Consider the following 25,021-nt stretch of genomic DNA (forward strand, 5'->3'; position numbering starts at 1 on the left):
GCGTCTCGACGGCCGGCCGGTGTCGTTGTTTGCCCCGGACCCGCCGACAAGAGTCGAAATCCGCGCCAGCTTTGGGCATGCTGCGACAGTGGATGTCCACAGTGCGGGTGGAGGGGTGTCGTGGCGACCTTTCAATGCTCCTCGTGCGGCCGGGAGATCAAGCCGGCCGTCCGATGCCCGCACTGTGGGGCAGATCAACCACAGTGGGTCGAGCATCTGGCCGACATCGAGCGTTCGATAGCGGAGATGAAGGCGCGCGACGCCGCCATCGCGCGTGAACAGCGGCAGATCGCCGCCAAGATGCAGGCCGCGCTCTTCCAGCGGGACATCCTCGCCCACGCCAGCGAGGAACGGCTCAAGCAGGCCACCCGGCCCCGCCGGGTGCTCCGCCGCCGCCCCGGGCGGCGGCCACCGACCGCCACCACCGGAGCGCCGCCCCGGGTGCCCCGGCAGGGCACCCCGTCCGGCCCGGAAGAGCCGCCACCGCCACCGCCGCCGACCCGGGCCACCTGGCTGGACGCGGACGACCCGGAGCACCCGCCGGAGGCCTCGTCGCGCGAGGTGCAGAACATCCCCCTCGGGCTGGGCGCGCTGCTGCTCGGCGTGGCCGCCGTGGTCTTCGCCGCGGTGGCCACCAGCTCGATGGACGCGCTGGCCCGGCTCGGCATTCTGCTGCTGGCCACCGTGCTGATGCTGCTCGCCCCACCGGTCCTGGCCCGGCGGGGGCTCACCTCGACCGCAGAGACCATCGCCGCTGTCGGTCTGCTGCTGGTGCCGCTCGCCGGCAACGCCCTCTGGGCGGTGGACCGGATCGGCGGCGGCGGCTCCGGCACCGTCTTCGCGGGGGTGATCTTCGCGGTCACCGCCGCCGTCGCCTTCGGGTACGCCGGTTGGACGGGTCTGCGCGCCCCCCGCTTCGCCACCGTGCTCGCCGCGCAGCCGGTGCTGCCCCTGCTGGCGTACGACCACATCACCGGTCCGGGCGGCTGGGCACTGGTGCTGGCCCTGGTCGCCCTCGTCAACCTCGGCCTGGCCTGCTCCGGCGTGACCGTCGAACGTGAGGTCCGGCAGGACCTGCCATCGCCGAGCGCGCCGTCAGCGCCCCGGCAACGCGACGCCGAGAGCCGGCCGGAGGGCGACCCCGAGGAGGCCGCCGAGCTGATCGACGTCAGCGCCGGCAGGGCCGACCCACGGCCGACCCGCCCGGTGCCCGGCCTGCGGGAGCTGACCTGGCTGCTGCACGCCGTCGCCGTCGCCGTCGCACTGGCGTACGCGGTCACCGCCCTGCTGCGGGCGGAGACCGTGCCGGCCGCGACCGGCGCCGGGGTGGTGTTGCTGCTGGCCGCAGTGGTCGGGCTGGCCGGCGCACTGGTGCTGCGCCGCCCGCCGCTGCCCGACGTGGCGGCCGGCATCGTCACCCTGGCCGTGATCGGCGCACTCAGCCGAGTCGCCTCGGTGGCGCTGCCCGGCCGGGCGCTGCTGCTGATCGCGGCGGTCATCACCGTCACCGGGCTGGCGGTGCGCGCGGTCCCGGAGGCCGCCCGACGCGGCCCACAGATCGCCTCCGCGGTGGCGCTGACCGTCAGCGGTCTGGTGGTCGCCGGCGGCGCGCTGCGCGCCGGGGTGGCGCCGGTCCGGGCGGCGCTGCCCGCCTGGAACCCCGACCTCAGCCGGTACCCGGGTGAGCTGGCCGCCGCGGTCGGGCCGACCACCTGGCAGCTCGCGGCTGCCGCATTCCTGCTCACCATCGCGGCGGTGCTGGCCCTGCCCACCGAGATCCGGCGGGAGTTCGCGGTCGCCGGGGCGGTGCTGACCGCGCTCGCCGTCCCGGCCTCGTTCGGTCTCGGCTGGGCGGTGGCACCCTGGCCGATGGTGGTCACCGCGATCGGCATCGGGGTCATCGGGCTCTCCGCCCGCACCGACCGCGCCGCGCTGGCGCACGCCATCGGGGCGGCCGTGGTCGGCCTGTTCGGTGCGGGTGCCAGCCTGGCCAGCCCCACCCTGACGGCCGCGGTCCTGATCAGCCTGTTCCTGGCCGGCACACTCGTCGCGGTGGCACCCCGGATCCGGATCGCCTCGGCCGCCGCCGACACGGTCACCGCGTGGGCCGCCGGTGGCGCCGCGTTCGCGCTGCCCGGGGCGGTGGCCGCGTTCGTGGCCGCGACCATGCCGAGCGACCCGACCCCCACACCGGCGAGCCTGCGCGAGGTGACCGTTCCGGTCCTGGCGGCCAGCTTCCTGGCGGTGTGCGTGACTCTCGGCTACGCCGCGGTCGTGCAGGTCTCCCAGCGCCGCATCCCCGTGCCGCTCTCGGTCGGCACCGGGCTGGGCGCGCTGATGGTCACCGCCGCCGCGTTCGGGGCGCCTGGCGCGACAGTCGCCGACGCCTGGGTCGGTGCACTCCTGCTGGTCGCGGCGGTGTTGCTCTTCCTGGCCCCCTCCATCGACGCCGGCCGTCGAGCCGACCTCACCCTCGACGGCTCGGACCTGGCCGCCGCGGCGGTCACCACGGCCCTGATCGCCACGCTGGTGCGGATCGGGGCGGTACTCGCCCCGGGTGGGCAGCTGGCAGTGGCCTCCGCTCTGCTCCTGGTGGTCGCCGTGGCCGCCCGCAGCATGCCGGAGGAGTGGCGACGCGGGCCGATCCTCGGGCTCGCCGTCGGCGGTGCCCTGATCGGCGTACTCGCCGGCTGGTCGGCGGTGCGCGGTGGGGTGGGCGTGCTGGCCACCCCCGGCCCGATCTGGAGGGGCGACCTGAGCGGCTGGCCGGCCGCACCCGTCGGCGGCGCCACCTGGCAGGCACCGGTCGCGCTGGCGCTGCTGGCCCTCGCCGCCGGCATCCTGCTACCACCACCCTGGCGCTGGGACGTCTCCGGTGTGGCGGTGGTGCTCGCCACGATCGGCGCGCCGGCCGCCTTCGATCTGACCTGGTGGTCGCCGGTCCTGGTCGGTGGAGTGGTCGCCACCGTGTTCGGCATGGCCGCGGTGGCCACGGAGGAGGCGCGCGCCGCGCTGTCCCGGGCCACCGTGGCCGGGGTCGTCGCGCTGCACGCCGCCGGAGCCGGCCTGGTCCGCCCGTGGACGACGGCCCTGGCGCTGGGCAGCATCGCTCTGATCGGCGTGGTGGTGGCCACGCTGGCCCGCGTCCTCGCCGGTCCTCAGGTCGACGACATCGACACCGAGGGGATGCCGCCGCACCTGGCACAGATCGGTGGTGCCGCGATCGGTGCCGCCCTGCTCGCCCTCCCCGGTGCGGTGGCGGCGCTGGCCGCCGAGTTCGAGCACTCGGCGCAGGTGGTGCTGACCGCCGCGCTGGCCGCGACAAGCCTCGGCCTGGCCGCCGTGGCCGCGGTCCGCCGGCAGGTGCCGCAATATCTGCCCTGGGTCAGCGTGGCGGTGGTCGGCGGGGCCACCATCAGCGCCCTCGCCGCCATCCCCACCGGCCTCGCCGCCGGCGTCTACGCGGCCGCAGCCGCCCTGCTCGGCGTGCTGGCCGAGCTGATCCGCGCGGCCACCGTGCCGCCCGCCGGGGCCGCCCAGCCGGTCCGACGCTGGGCGGTACGACTCGATGGCGCACTACGTCGGCTGCCGGACGACCCGGAGCGACGACGGTGGCGGGTCAACCCGGCCGCTGGCGCGCTGGCCGCGGCGGCGCTCCCGACCGCCCTCGCCCTCGCCTCCGTCGCACCCGCACTTGTCGCCGCCCTGGTCGAGCCGCACCGCACGCTGACCCGGATCTGGCAGGGCCCGCCGCCGGAGCTGCTCACCCCACCGCCGGACGTGGTCAACCCGACCCACGTGCTGACCGCGCTGCTGCTCACCGCGACCGCCGCGCTGGCGGCCACCGGGTTCAGCGGCGGGCGGCGGTCCCGGGCCGTGCCGGTGGTGCTGCCCGGAGCAGCCATCACGCTGCTGATCGCACCCATCGCGCTGGGTCAGGGCTGGCCCGCCAGCACCGTCGCCGCGCTCTCCGTCTTCACCATCGCGATGCTCGGCCTCGCGCTGACCCCACCGCCGCCGCTCGTGGAGCGGGCCCGCTCGCTGCGGCTGGCCCGGGTGCTGGTGTTCGTCATCGGCCTGGCCGGTGGCAGCGCCGGGCTCGCCGGCAGCCTGTCCGACCGGCAGATGACCCTGTTCACCCTCGGCAGCGCGGTCGGGGTGGGGGCGGTGGCGGCACTGTTCGGCACCACCCAGCGGGCCCGCATCCTCGGCTGGCTCTTCGCCTCACTCATGGCGCAGCTCTTCGTGCTCACCGTCGGCCTGGTCGCCGGGCTGGCGGCGGTCTGGTCCGCCTTCGGCGTGCTGGCCGTCGGCGCGGTCCTCCAGGTGCTCGCCGCGACCCTGCCCCGACTTCGCCGCCCCGAGGCGCAGCGGGAAGCCTCGACAGTGGAGTGGACCGGCTACGCTGCCGCGCTCATCGCGTTGGCCCTCGCCTTCGACTCGCCCCGGCACATCGCCGCCCTGCTTGCCGCCTGGGGCGCCGTCCTCGGGGTGGCGGCGACCCGACCCGGCCGCCGTCCGGTGGAACGCCGGATCCTGTTCTGGGCGGTGGTGGTCTGTGAGATCACCGCGTGGTGGATCCTGATGCGAGTCGCCGACGTGGCGCTTCCCGAGGCATACACGCTGCCGTTCGCCGCGCTGGCCCTCCTCGTCGGAGTTCTGGAACTGCGCCACCGACCCGACATGAGCAGCTGGGTCGCGTACGGGCCCGCGCTGGTCGCGGCCTTCGTGCCGACACTTGCGATCGTGCTTGCCACCGAGTCCAGCACGACACGGCAGATGCTGCTGCTGCTCGGCGCGGTCGCCGTGCTGATCTTCGGCTCGTCCAGTCGGCAGCAGGCCCCGGTCATCGTCGGCGCCTCAGTCACCGCGATCACGGCGATCCACGCCCTGTTCAGCCTCGGCCCGTGGCTGGCGCTGATCCCGGTGGGCATCCTGCTGCTGGTGCTCGGCGCGAGCAACGAACGCCGCCGCCGCGCCCAGGAACGCCTGCAGACCGCGCTACGCGGCATGAGATGAGATGAGATGAGTCGGAGGGTCACGGCGGGGTGAGTGACGGGGCCGGGTGAGTGAGCGCGGCTCGTGGCAGCGCGGGCCGGGTGAGTCAGCGCGGCTCGTGAGCAGCGCGGGCCGGGTGAGTGAGCGCGGCTCGTGGGCGGCGCGGGCCGGGTGAATGAGCGCGGCTCGTGAGCAGCGCAGGCCGGGTGAGTGAGCGCGGCTCGTGAGCGGCGCGGGCCGGGGGCGTGGGCGGCCCGTGGGCGCGCTGTCCCGACCGCCGCGCCGATGCCGGCGTCGTGCCCCGCGCCCCGCCCGCACTCGCGCTGCCTGCCCCGGCTCTGCCCCAGCCTCCAGCCGCGCCGATCATGGAGTTGTGGTGGGGGACAAAAGCCGCAATCCCCCTCCCTCCGGGCACCACAACCCCATGATCGACCCGTCGAGGTCGGGGCTCGCGGGGTGGGACGGACCCTGCCGGCTGGCCGTGCGCGATCTTGCACTTTGTGTCGCGGCATAAGGCGTGAAAGCCACATAACAACGACAGGAAGTGCAAGATCGCGGGGGCGGGAGCGGGGGGCGGGGGCGGGAGCGGGGGCGGGGCGGGGCGGCGCGGGGCGGGGTTAGGGGAGGGTTGCTTGGAGGGTGGCTTCCTTGGTTGCCACCAGCTTCTCCAGGTCCTGCTGGTAGGTCGTCATCTTGGCGCGCAGGTCATCGTCGGCGGCACCGAGGATCCGTACGGCGAGCAGGCCGGCGTTGCGGGCGTTGCCGATCGACACGGTGGCCACCGGGATCCCGGCCGGCATCTGCACGATGGACAGCAGCGAGTCCATGCCGTCGAGGTGCTTCAGCGGCACCGGCACACCGATCACCGGCAGTGGCGTCACCGAGGCGACCATGCCGGGCAGCGCGGCAGCACCACCGGCCCCCGCGATGATCACCTGGATGCCCCGGCCGGCGGCGTCGCGCCCGTACTCGATCATCGCGACCGGAGTCCGGTGCGCGGAGATCACCCGTACCTCGTAGGCAACGCCGAAGTCGTCGAGCACCTCGGCGGCGGCCCGCATGGTCGGCCAGTCCGAGTCGCTGCCCATGATCAAGCCAACCGTGCTCACTGCGGCCCTCTCCTCGTTCGCGAAACCAGTGTCACTCGTGCCCCTCGCGCAGCCAACGCGCGGCCCGTGCGGCCCGTGCCCGCAGGTCGTCCAGGTCGTCGCCGAGCACCGTGACGTGCCCGATCTTGCGGCCAGGTCGCACCTGCTTGCCGTAGAGGTGCACCTTGGCCCCCGGCTCGGCGGCGAAGAGGTGGTGCAACCGCTCGTCGATCGACATCCCGCCCGGCTCACCGCCGAGCACGTTCGCCGACACCACCACCGGGGCGGTCAGCGCGGTGTCACCCATCGGGTAGTCGAGCACGGCCCGTAGGTGCTGCTCGAACTGCGAGGTCCGGGAACCCTCGATGGTCCAGTGCCCCGAGTTGTGCGGACGCATCGCCAGCTCGTTCACCACGATCGCCGGACGACCGGCGTCGTCGCGTACCTCGAACAGCTCCACGGCCAGCAGACCGATCACACCGAGCGCCGTGGCCAGGTCGATGGCGAGCTGCTGGGCGGCGACCGCCAACTCCTCGTCCAGGCCGGGCGCCGGGGCCAGCACCTCCACGTTGATGCCGTCGCGCTGCACCGTCTCGACCACCGGGTACGCGGCCACCTGACCGAACGGCGAACGGGCCACCTGCACGGCCAGCTCCCGCCGCAGCGGCACCCGCTCCTCGACGATCAGCCGGGTGCCGCCAGCGAGCAGCGTGGTCGCCAACTCGGCGGCCTGCGTGGCGTCGTCGACCATCCAGACGCCCCGGCCGTCGTACCCACCCCGGGCCGCCTTCAGCACCACCGGCCAGCCGACCTGCTCGCCGAAGCCGACGAGGTCGGCGGGCTCCCCGACCGGCCGCCAGGCCGGGTTGGGGGCACCCAGCTCGGTCAGGCGCTCCCGCATGACCTGCTTGTCCTGGGCGTGCAGCAGCGCGTCCGCCGGCGGGTACAGGGGCACCCCCTCCGCCGCAAGCGTGCGGATGTGCTCGGAGGGCACCTGCTCGTGGTCGAAGGTGACGACGTCGCAGCCCTTGGCGAAGGTACGCAGGGCGGCCAGGTCGGTGTGGTCGCCGTACTGGACGTCGGCGGCGACCAGCACCGCACCGTCGTCGGGGGCTGTCGCGAGCACACGCAGTGATTGGCCGAGGGCGATAGCGGCCTGGTGGGTCATCCGGGCCAACTGGCCGCCACCCACCATGCCGACAACTGGCAGACCGGTACGGGAATCCATAGCACGGCCAGCCTATCCGGGCCCCCGACGCGCCCACCCGGAGGGCTGGCGACCGACCCGGCCAGCGCCGGGAGGACCAGCCGGCGGGTGGCGGGGGCGACCACCGGGCGTGGCCGTGCGGTCAACTCAGCTCGGCGACCAGCTCCTCGACCGAGGTGACCGGCCGCTTGCAGACGAAACCCCGGCAGACGTACGCGGCGGACTGCCCGTCGACGAGCGGACGGTCGGCGAGCAACGGCACACCGGGCTGGTCCGGCGCCCCGGCGACGACCACCGCTCCGGGCGGGGCGTGCCGGTGGGCGGCGGACACCAGCGGGTCGCCGGCCGGGTCGCCGGTGACCACGGCGATCTCGTACGGCCCGGAGAGCAATGCCTCGCCGACCATCGCCGCGTACCCGGTGAAGCGGGCGTGCTGCCCGACGATCGGCGCGACAGTGCCGAGGGCGGCCTCGGCGGCCTCCCGGTAGCGCGTCTCCCCGGTCAGCGCCGAGTACGCCACCAGGCCGGCGATCAGCGCGGACCGGCCGGACGGGGTGGCGTTGTCGGTGGGGTCGGCCGGGCGGGCGACGAGCCGCTCCGCGTCGTCGGCGGTGTCGTAGAAGGCGCCACCGGGCGCGGCGAAGTGCGCCAGGGCGGTGTCCAGCAGTTGGCCGGCCAGGGTGAGCCAGCGGCCCTCGCCGGTGAGCTGGTGCAGTGCGCAGAAGGCCTCGGCCACGCAGCCGTAGTCCTCCAGGACACCAGCCGGCTCGCCGACCTTGCCGTCCCGGGAGACCCGGCGCAGCCGGCCGTCCACCAGGTGCACGGTGGCCAGGTGCTCGGCGGCCTGGCGCATCGCCCCGTCGGCGACGATGGTGACGCCGTCCATCAGGTTGGCGTCCGCGTCCTGCGGGGACGCGTACACGGCGGCTACCTGCTGGAATTCGGCGATGGCGGTGATCGCCAGGCCGTTCCACGCGGCCACCACCTTGTCGTCGAGGGCCGGTTGCGGGCGGGTGTCGCGGGCGGCGAGCAGCCGACCGACCACCTGCTGCCAGCGGACGCGGACCTCGGGCGCGGCGTCGTCCACGTCCCGGGCGAGCTTGAGCACGCTCATGCCGTGTTCGAAGGTGCCCGCGTCGGTGACGGTGAAGAGGTCGGCGGCGAACCGCCCGTCCTCCTCGCCCAACGCCTCGACCAGTTGCGCGGGCGTCCAGGCGTAGGTGAGCCCCTCGACGCCCTCGGTGTCGGCGTCCAGCGCGGACGCGAACCCCTGCCCCGGCCGGTGCAGCTCGTCGGCGAGGAACCGGGCGGTGTCCCGGGCCACCCGGCGGGCCAGCGGGTCACCGGTGAGCCGCCACAGTTGGGTGTAGACCCGCAGCAGCAGCGCGTTGTCGTAGAGCATCTTCTCGAAGTGCGGCACCGTCCAGTGCGCGTCCACGGAATACCTGGCGAAGCCGCCCGCGAGCTGGTCGTAGATGCCGCCCCGGGCCATCGCCTCGGCGGTGTGCCGGGTGATCTCCAGGCTGGCCGGGTCGCCGGTGCGCTGGTGGTGGCGCAGCAGGAAGAGCAGGTTCATGTGCGGCGGGAACTTCGGGGCACCGCCGAACCCACCGTTCGTCGCGTCGTACTCGCTTGCCAGCTTGGCGGCCGCCGTGTCGAGCAGTACAGCGTCCAGCGGCGCGGAGGGGCCGCCCACGGCCTGCGCGCCACCAATCGCCTCGACCACGGCGGCGCCCTGGCCCAGCACCGCCTCGCGCTGCTCCCGCCAGGCGGTGGCCACCGACTCGAGCAACTGGACGAAGTTCTGTCGCGGGAAGTACGTGCCGCAGAAGAACGGCGTGCCGTCCGGGGTGGCGAAGACGGTCATCGGCCAACCGCCCTGGCCGGTCATCGCCTGGGTCGCGGTCATGTAGACCGCGTCCACGTCCGGGCGCTCCTCCCGATCCACCTTGATCGACACGAAGTTGTCGTTCATCAGGTCGCCGACCTGCGCGTTCTCGAACGACTCGTGGGCCATGACGTGACACCAGTGGCAGGCCGCGTAGCCCACCGAGATGAGCACCGGAACGTCGCGGCGCTTCGCCTCGGCGAACGCCTCGTCCGACCACGGCCACCAGTCGACCGGGTTGTCGGCGTGCTGGAGCAGGTACGGGCTGGTGGCGTCGACGAGTCGGTTCACCTGACGACCATAGCCACCCCCGGCGCGGACCGCGCGGGCTCCACCCGGACGGTCAGGAGGCGCCGTCGGCGCGGAGGCGGAACACGTTCGACTCGGCCGAGTCGCGCAGCGAACCCAGCACCGCGCCGATCTTGTCCGCCGGCATGGGCTTGAAGAAGTGGTAGCCCTGCGCGGAGGTGCAGCCCAGCTCGGCCAGGGCCATCCGCTGCTCGGCGGTCTCCACCCCTTCGGCGACCACCCGCAGCCCCAACTCGTGCGCGAGGCCCACCGTCGTCCGGACGATCGCGGCGGCCTCCGGCGAGTCGGCCATCCGGATGACGAAGGAGCGGTCCACCTTCAGCTCGTCCACGGCGATCCGGGTGAGGAAGGTCAGCGACGAGAACCCGGTGCCGAAGTCGTCGACCGCGAGCTGCACGCCCATCGACCGGAGCGTCGCCAGCACCTCGTCGATGACCTCCAGCTCGCTCATCACCACCGTCTCGGTGATCTCCAGGACGAGCCGGTGCGGCGGCACCTGATGGCGACGCAGCGCGTCGGCGATCTCCGCCGGCAGGCGGGGGTCGAGCAGGCTGCGCGCCGAGAGGTTGACCGAGATCGGAACGTCCAACCCCTCGCGGGCCCACCCGGCAGCCACGCTCAGCGCCTTGTCGAGCACGTAGCGGGTGAACGTGCCCAGCTGCTCGCTGTTCTCCACCGGCCGGATGAAGTCGACCGGGTTGAGCCATCCCCGCCGGGGGTGCTGCCAACGGATCAGCGCTTCCACCCCGGTGGGCGCACCCGTGGCCAGGTCGACAGCCGGCTGCAGCGCCAGCACCAGCTGGTCGTCGACGCTCAACGCCTCACGCAGCTCGGCCAGCAGGGCGAGCTGGTCGGTGCTTGCCGCGTCCCGCGCGCCGTCGTACGCGGCGACGTTGCCGCCGCCCTCCTTGGCCTGGTACATCGCGATGTCAGCCCGACGCAGCAGCTCGGTCAGGTCCGCGGTGCCAGCGGAGGCCACCACCACCCCGACCGAGACCTCGATGGACATCCGTACGCCGGCCACCTCGGTCGGCGCGGCCAGCCGCTCGGCGATCTCGCGGGCCTGACGCAAGGCGTGGGCCATCGGGGCGGCCCGGTCGCCGAGCACCGGCACCGCCGTGAGCAGCAGGGCGAACTCGTCGCCGCCGAGTCGACCAAGCAGGTCGCCGGGGCGGACCAGCTCGTTGAGTCGGTTGGCGGTCAGCCGCAGCAGCTGGTCACCCGCCGCGTGGCCGAGGGTGTCGTTGACTTCCTTGAACTGGTTGATGTCCAGCAGCAGCAGCGCCACCGGGTGGTCGTGGCCGAGGTGTCGCAGCGACTGGTCGCCCTTGTCGAGCATCGCCGCCCGGTTGGCGAGCCCGGTGAGCGGGTCGTGCACCGCCTCGTACGACGAACGGGCGGTGACCAGCCGCAGCTCGTGGTGGGTGGCGGCGTCGTGCAGCGCGGCGGCGAGCGCGTCGCCGAAGGCTGCCACCGCGTCATGTTCCCGAGCCGTGGGCGGCGCCGAGCGGGGGAACCGGACCAGTAGCCGGCCGACCGGCGCGGCGCCGACCGACAGCTCCCGACTCAGCTCGTGCTCGTCGGGCTCCGACCGGTCCGGTGGGCCCGTCTCACGGTCGACCAACTGCCCGCTGGCGTCGCCGCGGTAGCGGTGCCACCGACCATCGGCCCGGGCGACGTCGACGTCCACCAGTTCGGCGTTGAACAGCGTCAGCGCCCCGGTGACCGCCGCGCTGGCCACGCCCCGCTCGTCGAGCTGGTTGAGGGCCGCGGTGGCCTCGGCGAAGGCACGCCAGGTGCGGCGCTCCTGGTCGGAGCGCAGACGGTACCGGTAGGTCTGTTGCAGCAGCCACAGCAGCGGCGGCAGCAACAGCAACCACCGTGGGTCGAGCTCCAGCAGAGCGACCACCACGAGACCCACCGCCACGTTGCCGACGAACATCAGCAGCTTGCCACGCAGCGCGGCGAGCAGGGTCGGCCCGATCGGCAGACCGTGCCGCAGACCCAGCGTCACGCCGCCCAGCCAGGCGTTCACCAGGAGGTACGTCACCGAACCGGCGATCACGGCCAGCGCCAGCACCGGGGTGGGCGGGGAGAGCAGCGGCCGGCCCAGCGCGGTGGTCACGGAGACGGCAAGCGCCGACGCGGCGGCAAGCGACGCGGCGATCCGGACGATCTCCAGGGCCGGACGGCGGTCGTTGTGCAGTGACAGCACCGTCCAGGCCAGCCCGGTGCCGAGCAGCGTGGCGGACGGGAGCCAGCCGGCCGGTGTCAGGTAGAGGCAGACGATCAGGGCCGCCTCGCCCCAGGTGATGCTGACCATGCCCGCGGCCGAGCGGAACCGCAGCCGGGCGAGTTGGGCGAGGGCCAGGACGGCGACGGCGATGCCGAAGCGGGCCGGGCCGCCGAGTGGGTCGTCGGCCGGCAGCCGAACCGGGAGGGTCAGCCCGACCGCGGCGGCGGCCAGTGCGGTGAGCGTGACGGCGGCGGTGAGCACGAGCAGCCGGCCCGGTGTGCCACGCACCCCGAGCCGATCGAACGGGTCGCCGGTCGGAGCGGAGGTCATCGACCTCCCCCGTCAGCCGACCGACCGACGTCGCGGCGGGCGGCCGGTGCTGTGCTGGTCATCGGCGCCCCCTCCCGCACACGGCTCGGGGACTTTTGGTCCCCCCGGCGGAAGGCTAAGCCAAACCGGGTGGTCGCAACAGGGGGCGACCACCCGGTTCGGCGTGAATCATGCGCGGACTACCCGTTCAGGTGCTGCTGGTGCCCGTTGGGAGCGGGCGTGGATGAATCACGCCCCCCGGTCCCGTCTGTCGGATCGACGACTGTCGCGTCGGCCCTGGTCGGGTCGGTCGACCCCGACTGCTGGGAGAAACGGTCCGGCAGACGGCGCAGCCGGGCGTTCATGTTGCGGATCAGCAGGATCGTCGCGGTGGCCAGCAGCAGGATGAGGAACAGGCCCATCGGCCCGGCCAGACCACCCGTGCGGGTGTCCCCGAAGTTGTTCTCCGCGAGCACCTGGGCAGCGGTCAGCATGGCGTTCCTCCGATGTGCGGTTGGTAACCAGGGTAGACCCGCCGGGAATCAGCGCGCGTGCGCCGTCTCCCGTACCCCAGCGAAGAGGTCGGACTCGGGCAGCGGGCTGTCGACCATCGAGCGGGCCAACTCGTAGTCCTCGGTCGGCCAGGCGCTCTGCTGGAGCTCCATCGGCACGTGGAACCAGAAGCCGTCCGGGTCGACCTGGGTGGCGTGGGCGCGCAGCGCGTCATCGCGGACCGGGAAGTATTCGGCGCACTCGACCCGCGTGGTGATCCGCGGGCCCTTGTCGGGCCGATCCTCCCACCGCGTGAGCCACTCCTCGTAGGGCGACTCCCGGCCGGCGGCAAGCATGCCCTCGTGCAGGGCCATGATCTTGCCCTTGGAGAAGCCGATGTCGTAGTAGAGCTTCAGCGGCTGCCAGGGCGCGCCCAGCTCCGGGTAACGCTCCGGGTCGCCGGCGGCCTCGAACGCGGCCACGCTCACCTTGTGGCACATGATGTGGTCCGGGTGCGGGTAGCCACCCTCCTCGTCGTACGTGGTCACCACGTGCGGACGGAACTCGCGCATCAGCCGCACCAGCGGGCCGGCGGCGACCTCGACGTCCTGGAGGGCGAAACACCCCTCGGGCAGCGGCGGTAGCGGGTCACCCTCGGGCAGACCCGAGTCGACGAAGCCCAGCCAGGCCTGGTCGACGCCGAGGATCGCCCGAGCGGCGTCCATCTCGGCACGCCGGATCTCGCCGATGTTGGCCCAGACGTCGGGTCGGTCGAGCTTGGGGTTGAGCACGCTCCCGCGCTCGCCGCCCGTGCACGTCACGACCAGGACGTCCACCCCCTGTGCGACATACTTCGCCGTCGTCGCCGCGCCCTTGCTCGACTCGTCGTCCGGGTGCGCGTGCACGGCCATGAGACGCAGTTGCTCTGCCAACTTCGGCGCTCCTCGTCTGTGCCGGACGGTGGACCCGACCGGGCTCGACCGGCTGACCTGCCGGGATGTCTCGTCGCCGCACCCTGCCGCCGGCCACCAGCGCCGGGCATGACCTGCCATTCCGGCCGCTGGACCGCGTGGGAGGATGGGGCTCTGCCATTCTTGCCGATGCCGCCGACAACAACGCCAGGAGATACCCGCCGGTGTCCGAGACGCACGCCACAATTTCACCGGGCGCTCCGGTATTTCCGGCCGGGCGCTACGGCCGCCGTCGAGCGCCCGGCGGGAAGCGCCGCCGTACGCTGCTCGCCGCGCTGGCGCTGCTGGCGCTCGTGGCGACGCTGACCGTGATCTCGGTCCGGCTCTACCGCCAGTACGGCGACCCGGCCTACGACGCCCAGGTGATCACGTACACCGACATCACGGACAACCAGGTGCTCGTCGACTTTCGGGTGACAGTTCCGGCCGGTGGGTCGGCGGTCTGCGTGCTGCGGGCCCGGGACCGTTCCGGTGCCGAGGTGGCCCGCGAACAGGTCACCGTGACCGCCGGTCCCGGGGATCGGCACGTCACCACCCGGCACCGCCTGGCCACCACCGCGCGGCCCTTCATCGGCGAGGTCCTGCGCTGTCGACCACCGGCCTGAGCTGCGCGAACAGCGTCGAGAACGGGGTCGGTCGAGCGCCTACCGCCGGTGTCGGAACCGGACACTGGCGGTGATGGCCGACACGCTGTGTCGTACCGCACTGGTAACTTGGTAGTTCACCTGTCAGCCAGCCACGCACAACTGAGGAGAACGCCTGTGTCCACTGGCAACGAGGCGCCCGCCACCTGGCTGTCCCAGGACGCGTACGACCGCCTCCAGGCCGAGCTCGACGAGCACATCGCCAACCGCCCGGCGGTCGCAGCCGAGATCAACGCCCGGCGCGAAGAGGGCGACCTGCGGGAGAACGGCGGCTACCACGCCGCCCGCGAGGAGCAGGGCAAGGCCGAGGGTCGCATCCGCTACCTGCAGGAGCTGCTGCGCACCGCGAAGGTCGGCGAGGCCCCGACCGCCGACGCGGTGTCGCCGGGCATGGTCGTGACGATCTACTTCGACGACGACACCAGCGACACCGAGACGTTCCTGCTCGGTTCCCGGGAGATCGCGGCGACGACCGACCTGACCGTCTACAGCCCCGAGTCCGCGCTGGGCAAGGCGATCCTGGGCGGTCGCCCCGGGCAGACCTGCACCTACACGGCCCCGAGCGGCGCCGACATCAAGGTGACAGTGGTCAGCTTCGAGCCGTTCTCCGGCTGACCGTCGCCGAGCGCGCCAAGCCCGACGCCGGCCGGGCCTACCAGGCCGGCATCCGCTCTCGAAACACCGCGCATCCGAGGCGTGGCACCCACCGGGTGTCACGCCTCGGCCGCGAAGACCACCTGGTAACCGCTGGCCCGCAAGGCGCTGATCAGCGTGTCCGAGTGCTCGACGCCCCGGGTCTCCACCGACAACGCCACCTCCACCTCGCCGAGGCTGAGGTGCGGGTTGGCCCGCTGGTGCTCCACGTCCACCACGTTGGCCCGGTGCTCGGCGATCTGACTGAGCAGCGACGCGAGCTGCCCCGGCCGGTCCGAACAGCGGACGGTCACCCGCAGGTAGCGACCCGCGGCGGCCAACCCGTGCTCGATCACCCGCAGCATGAGCAACGGGTCGATGTTGCCGCCGGAGAGCACCGCGACCACAGGTGTCTCCACCTCGACCACGCCGGCCAGCAGCGCGGCGACACCTACCGCCCCGGCCGGCTCCACCACCTGCTTGCCGCGCTCCAGCAGCATCAGCAGGGCCCGGGAGATGTCCTCCTCGGAGACCGTGACGATCTCGTCGACAAGCTTGCGTACGTGCGTGAAGGTGATCTCGCCCGGACGGCCGACCGCGATGCCATCGGCAATTGTGGAGAAGACGGGCAGCCGCACCGGTTCCCCGGCCACGAGTGAGGGCGGGAACGCCGCCGCACCTGCCGCCTGCACGCCGATGATCCGGACGTCGGGCCGCAGCGCCTTCGCGGCCACCGCCATGCCCGAGATCAGACCACCACCGCCCACCCCGGTGATGATCGTCTTCACGTCCGGGCACTGCTCGAGGATCTCCAGCGCCACCGTGCCCTGCCCGGCGATCACGTCGGGGTGGTCGAACGGGTGGATCAGCACCGCGCCGGTGCGCTCGGCGTACGTGTGCGCGGCGACGAGCGACTCGTCGACGGTGTTCCCGGCCAGTTCGACCTGCGCGCCGTACCCCTTGGTGGCGGCCACCTTCGGCAGCGGCGCGTTGACCGGCATGAAGACGGTGGCGTGCGTGCCGACCAGACCGGCGGCGAGGGCCACGCCCTGCGCGTGGTTGCCCGCGCTCGCCGCGACCACACCGCGCTCCCGCTCCGCCGCCGACAACCGGGAGATCCGCACGTACGCGCCGCGCACCTTGTAGGAGCCGGCGCGCTGCACGTTCTCGCACTTGAGCCACGTCGGCCCGCCGAGCGCCGCGCTGAGCGGCCGGGAGGGCTCCAGCGGGGTGGTACGGGTGACGCCAGCGAGCAACTCCCGTGCGGCCCGCACGTCGTCGAGACCGACCAGTTCCGTCATGCCCCGATCGTGCCACCCGGCTGCCGGGCCCCCGGCGGCGACACCGGGGTGCACGACGCCGGGGTGCACGACGCCGGGCGCACCGTCGACGCTCAGGCGGTGGCCGGTGACTCCGTGCCGACCCGGGGGTAGCCGGGAGCGTGGCGCGTCCAGGGGGCGGCCATCTCGAACTGGCCGGCCACCCCGAGCAGCAGCAGCTCCGAGCCGGGCGGACCGACAAGCTGCACGGCGACCGGCAGGCCGTCCGGGCGGCGGCCGACCGGCACGACCACCGCCGGCAGGCCGGCGACGTTCCAGGGTGCGGCGTACGGGGCGTACCGGATGTTGGCTGTCATGTTCGACCGCCAGGACCGCTCCGACCAGCGCGCCGCCTCCGGTGGCGCGCTGGCCAGCGCCGGGGTGAGCAGCAGGTCGACCGAGTGGTCGGTGAAGAAGTCGACCGACCGTTGCCGCCAGGCGGCCCGGTCCGCCTCCCGCACGTAGCCGCGGCGCTGCGCCCACTCGCCGAGCGCGACGTGTCGCCGGGTACGTCGTTGCAGGCCACGCCGGTCCAGACCGGAGGCCCGGACGTCGGTGGCGGCCGCCGCGAACCAGGTGGCGATGCCCTGCAGGCCGAGCGCGGTGGGGTAGACCGGATCGGCCGGTACGGTGTCGTGCCCGGCGGCGGCGAGGAGCCGACCTGCGGCGGCGACCGCGTCCCGGTTGGGCGCGTCGGGTGCGACACCGCGCACCGGGGAACGCAGCGAGACGCCCACCCGCAGGCGCTGCGGCGGGACCAGCTTCTCGGGACGCCGGCCGGCCAGCACCGAGAAGCCGACCGCCGCGTCGGCGACCGTGCTGGTCAGCATGCCGTGCTCGGTGAGACCGAACCAGTCGTCCGCCCCGAGCTGGCAGGGGACCACCCCCCGACCAGGCTTGAGGCCGACGAGCCCGCAGCAGGCCGCGGGAATGCGGATCGAGCCGAGGCCGTCGTTGGCGTGGGCGATCGGCACCAGCCCGGCGGCGACCGCGGCGGCGGCACCACCCGAGGACCCACCGGGGGTACGGGTGGTGTCCCACGGGTTGCGGGTCACCGCGCTGTCGTCGTCGGTGAGGGCCCACAGCCCCAGCTCCGGCATCCGGGTCACGCCGAGGATCACCGCGCCGGCGCCGCGCAGCCGACGCACCACCTCGTGGTCGGCCTCCGCGACGTCGGTGCGGGCGGCGGCCGACCCGTTCCACGTGGGCAGGCCGGCGACCGGGGTGTTCTCCTTGACCGCCACCGGGACCCCGGCCAGCGGCAGGTTGGCCAGGTCCTCCTGCTCGTCGACCTTCTCCGCCTCGGTGATCGCCTCACCGCCGCGAACGGCGCGGAACGCGGCCAGCTCACGGTCGGCTCGGGAGATGTACTCGAGGTGGTCGGCGACGACCTGGGTCGCCGAGACGTCACCTCGGCGTACGCCTCGGGCGATCTGCTTGGCGGTCGCTCCGACCCAGGTCGCCATGATGTCCTGCACGGCCATCCTTCCCAGCGGTCAGCCCAGTGCCTGCTCCAGATCGGCGAGTAGGTCGTCGACCGTCTCGATGCCGACAGACAGTCGCACGAGATCGCCGGGAACTTCAAGCGGCGAGCCGGCAGCACTTGCGTGTGTCATCCGACCCGGGTGCTCGATCAGGGATTCCACGCCGCCAAGCGACTCGGCGAGCACGAAGAGCTTGGCCCGATTGCAGATGTCCACGGCGTGGTCCTCACCACCTGCGGCACGGAACGAGATCATGCCGCCGAACCGACGCATCTGCTTGGCGGCCACCTCGTGACCGGGGTGCGAGGGCAGCCCCGGGTAGAGCACCTGGGCGACCTTCGCGTGCCCGTCGAGGTAGGCGGCGAGCCGCTCGGCGTTGTCGCAGTGCCGGTCCATGCGTACCCCGAGGGTCTTGATGCCCCGCAGGGTGAGCCAGGCGTCGAACGGGCCGTTGATCGCGCCCATCGCGTTCTGGTGGTAGCGCAACTCCTCGCCGAGCCCGGCGTCGGCGACGACGAGCGCGCCACCGACCACGTCGGAGTGCCCGCCGATGTACTTGGTGGTGGAGTGCACCACGACGTCCGCGCCGTACGCGATCGGCTGCTGAAGGTACGGCGAGGCGAAGGTGTTGTCCACCACCAGCAGGGCGCCCGCGTCGTGGGCCACGGCGGCCAGGGCGGCGATGTCGGCGATGCCGAGCAGCGGGTTGGTCGGCGTCTCCACCCAGACGATCTTCGTGCGGCCGGGCTGGACGGCCGCCCGGACCGCTGCCGGGTCGGAGACCTTGGCCGGGCTGAACTCCAGACCCCAGCGCTGGGCGACCCGGGCGAAGAGCCGGTACGTGCCGCCGTAGGCGTCATCCGGGATCACCACGTGGTCGCCGGGCTGGCACACGGCCCGCAGCAGGGTGTCCTCCGCCGCCAGGCCGCTGGCGAAGGCGAGCCCCACCGGACCGCCCTCCAACGCCGCCAGGCACTCCTGGAGCGCGTCCCGGGTCGGGTTGCCGGAGCGGCTGTACTCGTAGCCGAGCCGCGGAGCGCCGACGGCGTCCTGGGCGTACGTGCTGGTCTGGTAGATCGGCGGTATCACCGCTCCGGTGCGGGCCTCAGGGTCCTGACCGGCGTGGATGGCGAGCGTCTCGAAGCCGTGGTTCATGGTGTGAGGCTAGTGCCACCGGCCCGAGGGCTGGCACGGAACCTGCGCTCCCGGGCAGGGGGCCGGAGCGTCCGGCCAGCCCCCGTGCCCGGGCAGGCGGTCGGGCGACCGGGACGGGCAGGACGTGCAGGGTTGGCGCGTGGGGGGCAGCGCGTCCGGGCGAGGTGGCGGCATAGCCTGGGCCGATGAGCGGTTGCGTATTCTGCGGGATCGTCTCGGGCGAGGTGCCGGCGTTCCGGGTGGCGGACACCCCGGACGGGGTGGCGTTCCTGGACACCCGGCCGGTGTTCAAGGGGCACGTGCTGGTGGTGCCCCGGGTGCATCTGGTGACCCTTGCCGAGCTGCCGGCCGACCTGCTGCCCGGCTACTTCGCGCTGGTCCAGCGCCTGGCGGTGGCCGTGGAGTCTGGTCTGGGGGCCGGTGGGACGTTCGTGGCGATGAACAACAAGGTGTCCCAGTCCGTCCCGCACCTGCACACCCACGTGGTCCCACGGACCAAGGGCGACGGGCTGCGCGGGTTCTTCTGGCCGCGCACCCGTTACGCGGACGACACCGAGGCCCAGACCTACGCGGAGCGGGTCGCCACAGCGCTCGACGGCGCGGCCTGACTCACACTCGTGTGGGTAAGGAAGGTGGACCCGCCGGTGTTGCACGCTGCGAGAGGTACGAGAGGAGATCCCCACCGTGTTTTTGCGCCGTATGAACGCCGAGATGGTGACGCCCGACCAGGCCCTGCCGGGCCGTCCGATCGCCATGCCGGTCGCCGACCGCCACGAGGTGCTGGGCACCCCGTTGCAGGGCCCGTTCCCGGAGGGCCTGCAGGTCGCGGTCTTCGGCATGGGCTGTTTCTGGGGCGCCGAGCGGCTCTTCTGGACCCTGCCCGGCGTCTACACCACCTCCGCCGGCTACGCGGGTGGAATCACCAAGAACCCGACGTACGAGGAGACGTGCTCCGGTCGGACCGGGCACGCCGAGGTCGTCCAGGTGGTGTACGACCCCAGCAAGATCAACTATGAGGACCTGCTCAAGGTCTTCTGGGAGAACCACGACCCGACCCAGGGCATGCGCCAGGGAAACGACGTCGGCACCCAGTACCGGTCGGCGATCTACACGACCACCGACGAGCAGCGGACCATCGCGGAGTCGTCGCGGGACGCGTTCCAGCCGATCGTGACGCGGGCCGGCAAGGGTGAGATCACCACCGAGATCGCCCCGCTCGGCAGCTACTACTTCGCCGAGGACTACCACCAGCAGTACCTGGCACCGACGAAGAACCCGAACGGGTACTGCAACCACGGTCCGAACGGGCTGAGCTGCCCGGTCGGCGTGGCCCGTGTCGGCGGCTGAATTCAGGCGTTAGCCTGATTCGGACGTATGGGAGGGCACGATGAGCGGCGACAGCGCTAGCCGTCCGCACGGTTACGCCAAGCCGGTCGTCGTGCCCGAAACCCTTGATCAGCTTTGCGGGCCCACGTCCGGGGTAATAGATCTACCACGCCACTTGAAGTGGTCCGGCAACTCCCGTTACGACCTTGCGCAGCCCGGACGCGTTGGCGACCTGTACCGAACGGTCCTCAACGAGGCTGCCAGTCCGGCCGACCTCTACTCCTTCGTCAGCCGCGACTCCCTGATCCAGCTCTGGCCGTCGATGTGGTTACCTCAAGCCGTGCGCCGAGCCTGGGAAGAACGCTTCCCTCAACTCCGCAGTTCCCGTCGACGCGCCGCCTGAACGATGCTGCCGAGCCACATCAGAATCACCCGAGTCGCACTCGCAGCTGCCGGCCGATTTGGCTTCGCTCTGGCCGGTGGCTACGCGGTGAGCGCGCACGGCATGGGCAGTCGACTCAGCGGCGATGTGGATCTCTTCACGGCCTGGCACCTACGCGCCTCGTTCCCGGAAGCGGTCGACAACGTCATCATCGCTCTGGAGGAGCACCAATACGCGGTCATCACCCTGATTCGGAATGACACCTTCGCCCGTCTGCTTGTCGCAGACCGGAATGATCCAGACAGGGAGCCGGACAAGCTGGAGATGTCGGCGGACTGGCGAGCGCACGACCCCGTGATGTCGACCGTTGGCCCTGTCCTCCACCCCGACGACGCCGTCGCCAACAAGATGTGTGCGCTCTTCGGCCGCGCCGAAGCTCGGGACTACCTCGACGTGGACGCCGCCCTCCTCAGCGGCCGGTACACGAGGCAACGTCTGCTCGAGCTGGCTGCGGCTGCGGATCCCGGCTTCGAGCCGCGTGCCTTCGCGGACGCCCTGGGCGCGTTGACCCAGATCACGGACGCGGACTTCGACTGCTACGGGATACCGGCCGCCGAGCTACCCGCTCTCCGCGAGCGTTTCGCACACTGGCGACGCGAGCTCACCGGCGCTCCGTAGGCACAGTGGCTGAGGCCGGTTCGCCCGGGCGGCAGCCGACGACTACCACCAGACCTCGACCCGGACGAGTCACAACGGCTCGGGCCGGGGCCGGCTCGCGCTGGGACGCCTTCCTGGGGCAGTCGATCCGGGCTGCGACGGCCCGGTGGGACACGCTGACGTTCGGGCCCGCCACGACGTGGGACGGCCAGATGGTCGGGACGGAGTGCCTGGCATTCCCGTCCGGCCCTGTGATCGAAATCCGTTGCCGACCCCGCCGGGAACTCGATAACGTGGCCGTACACGTGAAAGGAGGTGGTCCAGACTTGTATAGCAATCGGACTCGTGAGGTGGCTGTCAGCTAGCCGCTGTCCTCGACAGTGATCGGTCCGCCACTAGGCGGGCACCAGCACCATCGTCGAGACCGTGTGGCAGCGGTGCGGCGAATCCACGACAGCCACCCGACCCCCGGGGTGCCGGCCAAGTCCAGCCGGCCCGCGCGCGAGCGCGGAGCGCCCCGGGGGTCGCTCCATATCCGGAGGCCCTCGATGTCGATGCGCGAACTGGTGGTGCTGGGGACGGCAAGCCAGGCACCGACGCGGCAACGCAACCACAACGGGTACGTGCTGCGCTGGGACGACGAGGTGATCCTCTTCGACCCGGGTGAGGGCAGCCAGCGCCAACTCCTGCACACCACAGTCACCGCCACCGACCTGACCCGGATCTGCGTCACCCACTTCCACGGCGACCACTGCCTCGGCCTGCCCGGCACCATCCAGCGGCTCTCGCTGGACCGGGTGGCGCACCCGGTCGCCGTGCACTTCCCCGCCGGCGGCGCCGAATACTTCACCCGGCTGCGGTACGCCACCTCCTTCTACGAGACCGCCGAGCTGCACGTCGAGCCCATCCAGGCCGACGGGCAGCGGATCGCCCTGCGCTGCGGCACGCTCGAGGCACGCCGGCTCCGGCACCCCATCGAGACGTACGGCTACCGGCTGGTCGAGCCGGACGGGCACCGGATGCTGCCGGAGAAGCTTGCCGCGTACGGCGTCGCCGGGCCGGCCGTCGGCGAGCTGATCCGCGTCGGGCACCTGGACGTCGACGGACGTCGCGTCACCCGGGCCGAGGTGAGCGTGCCCCGGCCGGGGCAGCGCTTCGCGTTCGTGATGGACACCGGGCTCTGCGACGGGGTGTACGCCCTCGCCGAGCACGCCGACCTGCTGGTCATCGAGTCGACGTTCCTGGAGTCGGAGGCCGCGCTCGCCGCCGAGGTCGGCCACCTGACCGCGGCGCAGGCCGCCCGGGTGGCAACCGAGTCCGGCGTACGCCGACTGGTGCTCACCCACTTCTCCCAGCGCTACCCCGACCCGCGCCGGTTCTACGACGAGGCGCGCGCCCACTTCGATGGTGAGCTGGTCATCGCCGAGGACCTCACCACCGTGCAGCTGCCGCCGCGCCGGGTAGCCTCGACCGGGTGACCGTCACGCTTCGCCCCGCGACCGAAGGCGACCTGATGGCGGTGGGCGCTCTGCACCAGCGCTCCCGGGTCGCCGCGTACTCCGCCTTCCTGCCGGCCGAGGCGCTCGCCGACCCGACACCGGAGGCGATGGGGCGCTACTGGGTCGAGCGGTGGCACTGGGAGCGCGACACCCACCGGATGACGGTGGCCGAACGGGCCGGGGCGCTTGTCGGGTTCAGCCACCTGGGCCCGGACGACGAGGACGATCCCGCCACCGGGCTGCTCAACGCGATCCACCTCGACCCGCGCGAGCAGGGCCGGGGCCTCGGGCGCGCACTGATGGTGGACACCCTCGACGCCATGCGCGCCCGGGGTTGGCGGCGGGGGGTGCTCTGGGTGCTCCGGGACAATGCCCACGCCCGTTCCTTCTACGAACGCGGTGGCTGGACCTCGACGGGCGCGGAGCGCGAGGAACACATCGGCGCCGCCCTCACCCCCCAGCTCCGCTACACCCGCCCCCTCTAACCCAACCCGCCCGTCCCCGCCCCACCCCCTCCCGCCCGCGCCCCGCGCCCGCACCCCGCGCCCCGCGCCCCGCGCCCCGCGCCGATCTTGCATTTCCTGTCGTGAGAAACCATGACAAGAGCGACATTCAGGCGACAGCAAGTGCAAGATCGACGGCGCACGGAAGGGCAGAGGCGCGACGGTCACACGGAACTCCACCCGGGCCGACCCGCCCTGGTCGATCATGGACTTGTGGTGGGCGCTTTGGTGACTTCTGCCCCCTTTGCGCACCACCACAAGTCCATGATCGACGCGAGCAGTCGGGGTCGGGGCGAGCAGTCGGGGTCGGGTGGGAGCAGTCGGGGTCGGGGGCGAGCAGTCGGGGTCGGGGGCGAGCAGTCGGGGCCGGGGCGAGTACGGGGGCGGGGTGGAGGCGGGGGCGAGACGAGTGCGGGGGTGGGGGGTGGTGTGGTGCGTATGCGTCAGCAGAGCAAAGGGCGCGACTTCCACCCGTTGCCCCGCCTGTGGGCGGGGCAACGGATGGGAGTCAGTGGGCTCCGAGGTGGGCCAGGAGGTCCTGGCGGGTCAGGACGCCCTTGGGCTTGCCGTCGACCAGGACCAGGGCCGCGTCGGACTTCTCCAGCATGCCGACCGCCTCGCTCACCGGCTGACCACCACCGATCATCGGCAGCGGGTCACCCATGTGCCGCTCGATCGTGTCGTGCAGGTGGGCCTGACCGGTGAACAGGGCGTCGAGCAGGTCCCGTTCGGCGATCGAGCCGGCAACCTCACCTGTCACCACCGGCGGCTCGGCCTTGAGGACCGGCAGCTGCGAGACGCCGTACTCACGCATGTAGTCGATCGCGTCACGGACGGTCTCGGTGGGGTGCACGTGCACCAGCTCGGGCAGCTGGCCCGGCTTGCTCGCAAGCGCGTCGGCCACCGTCGGCTCGGCGCCGGAGTTGTCGAGGAAGCCGTACCGGGCCATCCACGAGTCGTTGAAGATCTTGGAGAGGTAGCCGCGACCGCCGTCGGGGAGCAGCACCACAACCACGTCGTCCGGGCCGGCCCGACGGGCGACCTCCAGGGCGGCGACCACCGCCATTCCGCAGGAGCCGCCGACCAGCAGCCCCTCCTCGCGGGCCAGTCGGCGGGTCATCTCGAACGATGACTTGTCGGAGACCTCGACGATCTCGTCGGCGACACCCCGGTCGTACGTCTCGGGCCAGAAGTCCTCGCCGACGCCCTCGACCAGGTACGGCCGACCGGTGCCGCCGGAGTAGACCGAGCCCTCCGGGTCGGCCCCGACGATCCGCACCCGGCCCTCGGACGCCTCCTTCAGGTACCGGCCGATGCCGGAGATGGTGCCGCCGGTGCCGACGCCGGCCACGAAGTGGGTGAGCTCGCCGTCGGTCTGCTTCCACAGCTCGGGGCCGGTGGTCTCGTAGTGCGAGCGGGGGTTGGCCGGGTTGCTGTACTGGTTGGGCTTCCAGGCGCCGGGGATCTCCCGGGTCAGCCGGTCGGAGACGTTGTAGTACGAGCGCGGGTCCTCCGGCGCGACGGCGGTCGGGCAGACCACCACCTCGGCGCCGTACGCCCGGAGCACGTCCTGCTTGTCCTGGCTGACCTTGTCCGGGCAGACGAAGACACACCGGTAGCCCTTGAGCTGGGCGACCAGGGCCAGCCCGACGCCGGTGTTGCCGCTCGTCGGCTCGACGATGGTGCCGCCGGGCTTGAGCAGGCCGGCGGCCTCGGCGTCCTCCACCATCCGCAGCGCGATGCGGTCCTTCACCGAGCCGCCCGGGTTGACGTACTCCACCTTGGCCAGCACGGTGGCCTGGATGCCCTCGGTGACGTTACGCAGACGCACCAGCGGGGTGTTTCCGATCATGTCGACGACGTTGTCGTAGTACTGCACGGTGTGCCCTTCGTTGCGGCGCCGTCGGTGGCGGCCGGGGAA

The 25,021-nt window shown here is 72.6% G+C and carries 19 protein-coding genes; 9 read left to right on the top strand and 10 right to left on the bottom strand.

Annotated elements, in window-relative coordinates:
* Positions 1–120: 120 nt before the first annotated feature.
* Positions 121–5,019, top strand: coding sequence for an SCO7613 C-terminal domain-containing membrane protein (locus ACWER9_RS09085; RefSeq protein WP_452301293.1), 4,899 nt, complete (start codon positions 121–123; stop codon positions 5,017–5,019).
* A gap of 596 nt (positions 5,020–5,615) precedes the next feature.
* On the opposite strand, the gene purE is transcribed toward ACWER9_RS09085, so the two are convergent.
* The 6 genes from purE to mca form a co-directional block, all read right to left on the bottom strand.
* The gene (gene purE, locus ACWER9_RS09090; protein WP_452301294.1) at positions 5,616–6,107 is read right to left on the bottom strand and encodes a 5-(carboxyamino)imidazole ribonucleotide mutase; all 492 of its coding nucleotides are present in this window, start codon (positions 6,105–6,107) and stop codon (positions 5,616–5,618) included.
* A gap of 31 nt (positions 6,108–6,138) precedes the next feature.
* Positions 6,139–7,314, bottom strand: coding sequence for a 5-(carboxyamino)imidazole ribonucleotide synthase (locus tag ACWER9_RS09095; protein WP_452301295.1), 1,176 nt, complete (start codon positions 7,312–7,314; stop codon positions 6,139–6,141).
* Positions 7,315–7,435: 121 nt separating this feature from the next.
* Positions 7,436–9,472: a thioredoxin domain-containing protein gene (locus ACWER9_RS09100; protein WP_452301296.1), complete on the bottom strand. Its 2,037-nt coding sequence runs from the start codon at positions 9,470–9,472 to the stop codon at positions 7,436–7,438.
* 52 nt (positions 9,473–9,524) lie between these two features.
* Positions 9,525–12,056 (bottom strand): putative bifunctional diguanylate cyclase/phosphodiesterase, encoded by a 2,532-nt coding sequence (locus ACWER9_RS09105; protein WP_452301297.1) that lies wholly within the window; start codon positions 12,054–12,056, stop codon positions 9,525–9,527.
* Positions 12,057–12,235: 179 nt separating this feature from the next.
* A complete protein-coding gene (locus tag ACWER9_RS09110) occupies positions 12,236–12,529 on the bottom strand; it encodes a hypothetical protein (protein ID WP_452301298.1) in 294 nt (97 codons plus the stop codon).
* Between the two features lie 48 nt (positions 12,530–12,577).
* Positions 12,578–13,459, bottom strand: a complete 882-nt coding sequence (mca, locus tag ACWER9_RS09115; protein ID WP_452301299.1) for a mycothiol conjugate amidase Mca — start codon at positions 13,457–13,459, stop codon at positions 12,578–12,580.
* Between the two features lie 203 nt (positions 13,460–13,662).
* Here mca and ACWER9_RS09120 point away from each other — a divergent pair, with 203 nt between their 5' ends.
* On the top strand, positions 13,663–14,103 hold the full coding sequence (locus ACWER9_RS09120) for a DUF4307 domain-containing protein (RefSeq protein WP_452301300.1): 441 nt from the start codon (positions 13,663–13,665) through the stop codon (positions 14,101–14,103).
* Positions 14,104–14,259: 156 nt separating this feature from the next.
* Complete coding sequence (greA, locus tag ACWER9_RS09125; RefSeq protein ID WP_452301301.1) at positions 14,260–14,757, top strand: transcription elongation factor GreA; 498 nt, start codon at positions 14,260–14,262, stop codon at positions 14,755–14,757.
* Positions 14,758–14,855: 98 nt separating this feature from the next.
* On the opposite strand, the gene ilvA is transcribed toward greA, so the two are convergent.
* The 3 genes from ilvA to ACWER9_RS09140 all read right to left on the bottom strand — a co-directional run bounded on the left by ilvA (position 14,856) and on the right by ACWER9_RS09140 (position 18,733).
* Positions 14,856–16,076, bottom strand: a complete 1,221-nt coding sequence (ilvA, locus tag ACWER9_RS09130; protein ID WP_452301302.1) for a threonine ammonia-lyase — start codon at positions 16,074–16,076, stop codon at positions 14,856–14,858.
* Positions 16,077–16,168: 92 nt separating this feature from the next.
* Entirely contained in the window at positions 16,169–17,578 is a 1,410-nt protein-coding gene (locus ACWER9_RS09135) for an amidase (protein ID WP_452301303.1), read from the bottom strand.
* Between the two features lie 12 nt (positions 17,579–17,590).
* The gene (locus tag ACWER9_RS09140) at positions 17,591–18,733 is read right to left on the bottom strand and encodes a cystathionine gamma-synthase (RefSeq protein WP_452301304.1); all 1,143 of its coding nucleotides are present in this window, start codon (positions 18,731–18,733) and stop codon (positions 17,591–17,593) included.
* Between the two features lie 185 nt (positions 18,734–18,918).
* Here ACWER9_RS09140 and ACWER9_RS09145 point away from each other — a divergent pair, with 185 nt between their 5' ends.
* The 6 genes from ACWER9_RS09145 (at position 18,919) to ACWER9_RS09170 (ending at position 23,082) form a co-directional block, all read left to right on the top strand.
* A complete protein-coding gene (locus tag ACWER9_RS09145) occupies positions 18,919–19,341 on the top strand; it encodes an HIT family protein (RefSeq protein WP_452301305.1) in 423 nt (140 codons plus the stop codon).
* A 76-nt stretch (positions 19,342–19,417) separates the two neighbouring features.
* Complete coding sequence (msrA, locus tag ACWER9_RS09150; protein ID WP_452301306.1) at positions 19,418–20,080, top strand: peptide-methionine (S)-S-oxide reductase MsrA; 663 nt, start codon at positions 19,418–19,420, stop codon at positions 20,078–20,080.
* Positions 20,081–20,120: 40 nt separating this feature from the next.
* On the top strand, positions 20,121–20,462 hold the full coding sequence (locus ACWER9_RS09155; protein ID WP_452301307.1) for a hypothetical protein: 342 nt from the start codon (positions 20,121–20,123) through the stop codon (positions 20,460–20,462).
* A gap of 3 nt (positions 20,463–20,465) precedes the next feature.
* Complete coding sequence (locus tag ACWER9_RS09160; RefSeq protein ID WP_452301308.1) at positions 20,466–21,119, top strand: nucleotidyl transferase AbiEii/AbiGii toxin family protein; 654 nt, start codon at positions 20,466–20,468, stop codon at positions 21,117–21,119.
* A 527-nt stretch (positions 21,120–21,646) separates the two neighbouring features.
* Positions 21,647–22,576, top strand: coding sequence for a ribonuclease Z (locus ACWER9_RS09165; RefSeq protein WP_452301309.1), 930 nt, complete (start codon positions 21,647–21,649; stop codon positions 22,574–22,576).
* Positions 22,573–23,082, top strand: a complete 510-nt coding sequence (locus ACWER9_RS09170; RefSeq protein WP_452301310.1) for an N-acetyltransferase family protein — start codon at positions 22,573–22,575, stop codon at positions 23,080–23,082. The genes ACWER9_RS09165 and ACWER9_RS09170 overlap by 4 nt, the downstream gene beginning before the upstream one ends.
* 526 nt (positions 23,083–23,608) lie before the next feature.
* Here the strand turns inward: ACWER9_RS09170 and ACWER9_RS09175 are convergent.
* The gene (locus tag ACWER9_RS09175) at positions 23,609–24,979 is read right to left on the bottom strand and encodes a cystathionine beta-synthase (RefSeq protein WP_452301311.1); all 1,371 of its coding nucleotides are present in this window, start codon (positions 24,977–24,979) and stop codon (positions 23,609–23,611) included.
* Positions 24,980–25,021 lie beyond the last annotated feature (42 nt).

This window comes from Micromonospora sp. NPDC003944 (assembly GCF_053605225.1).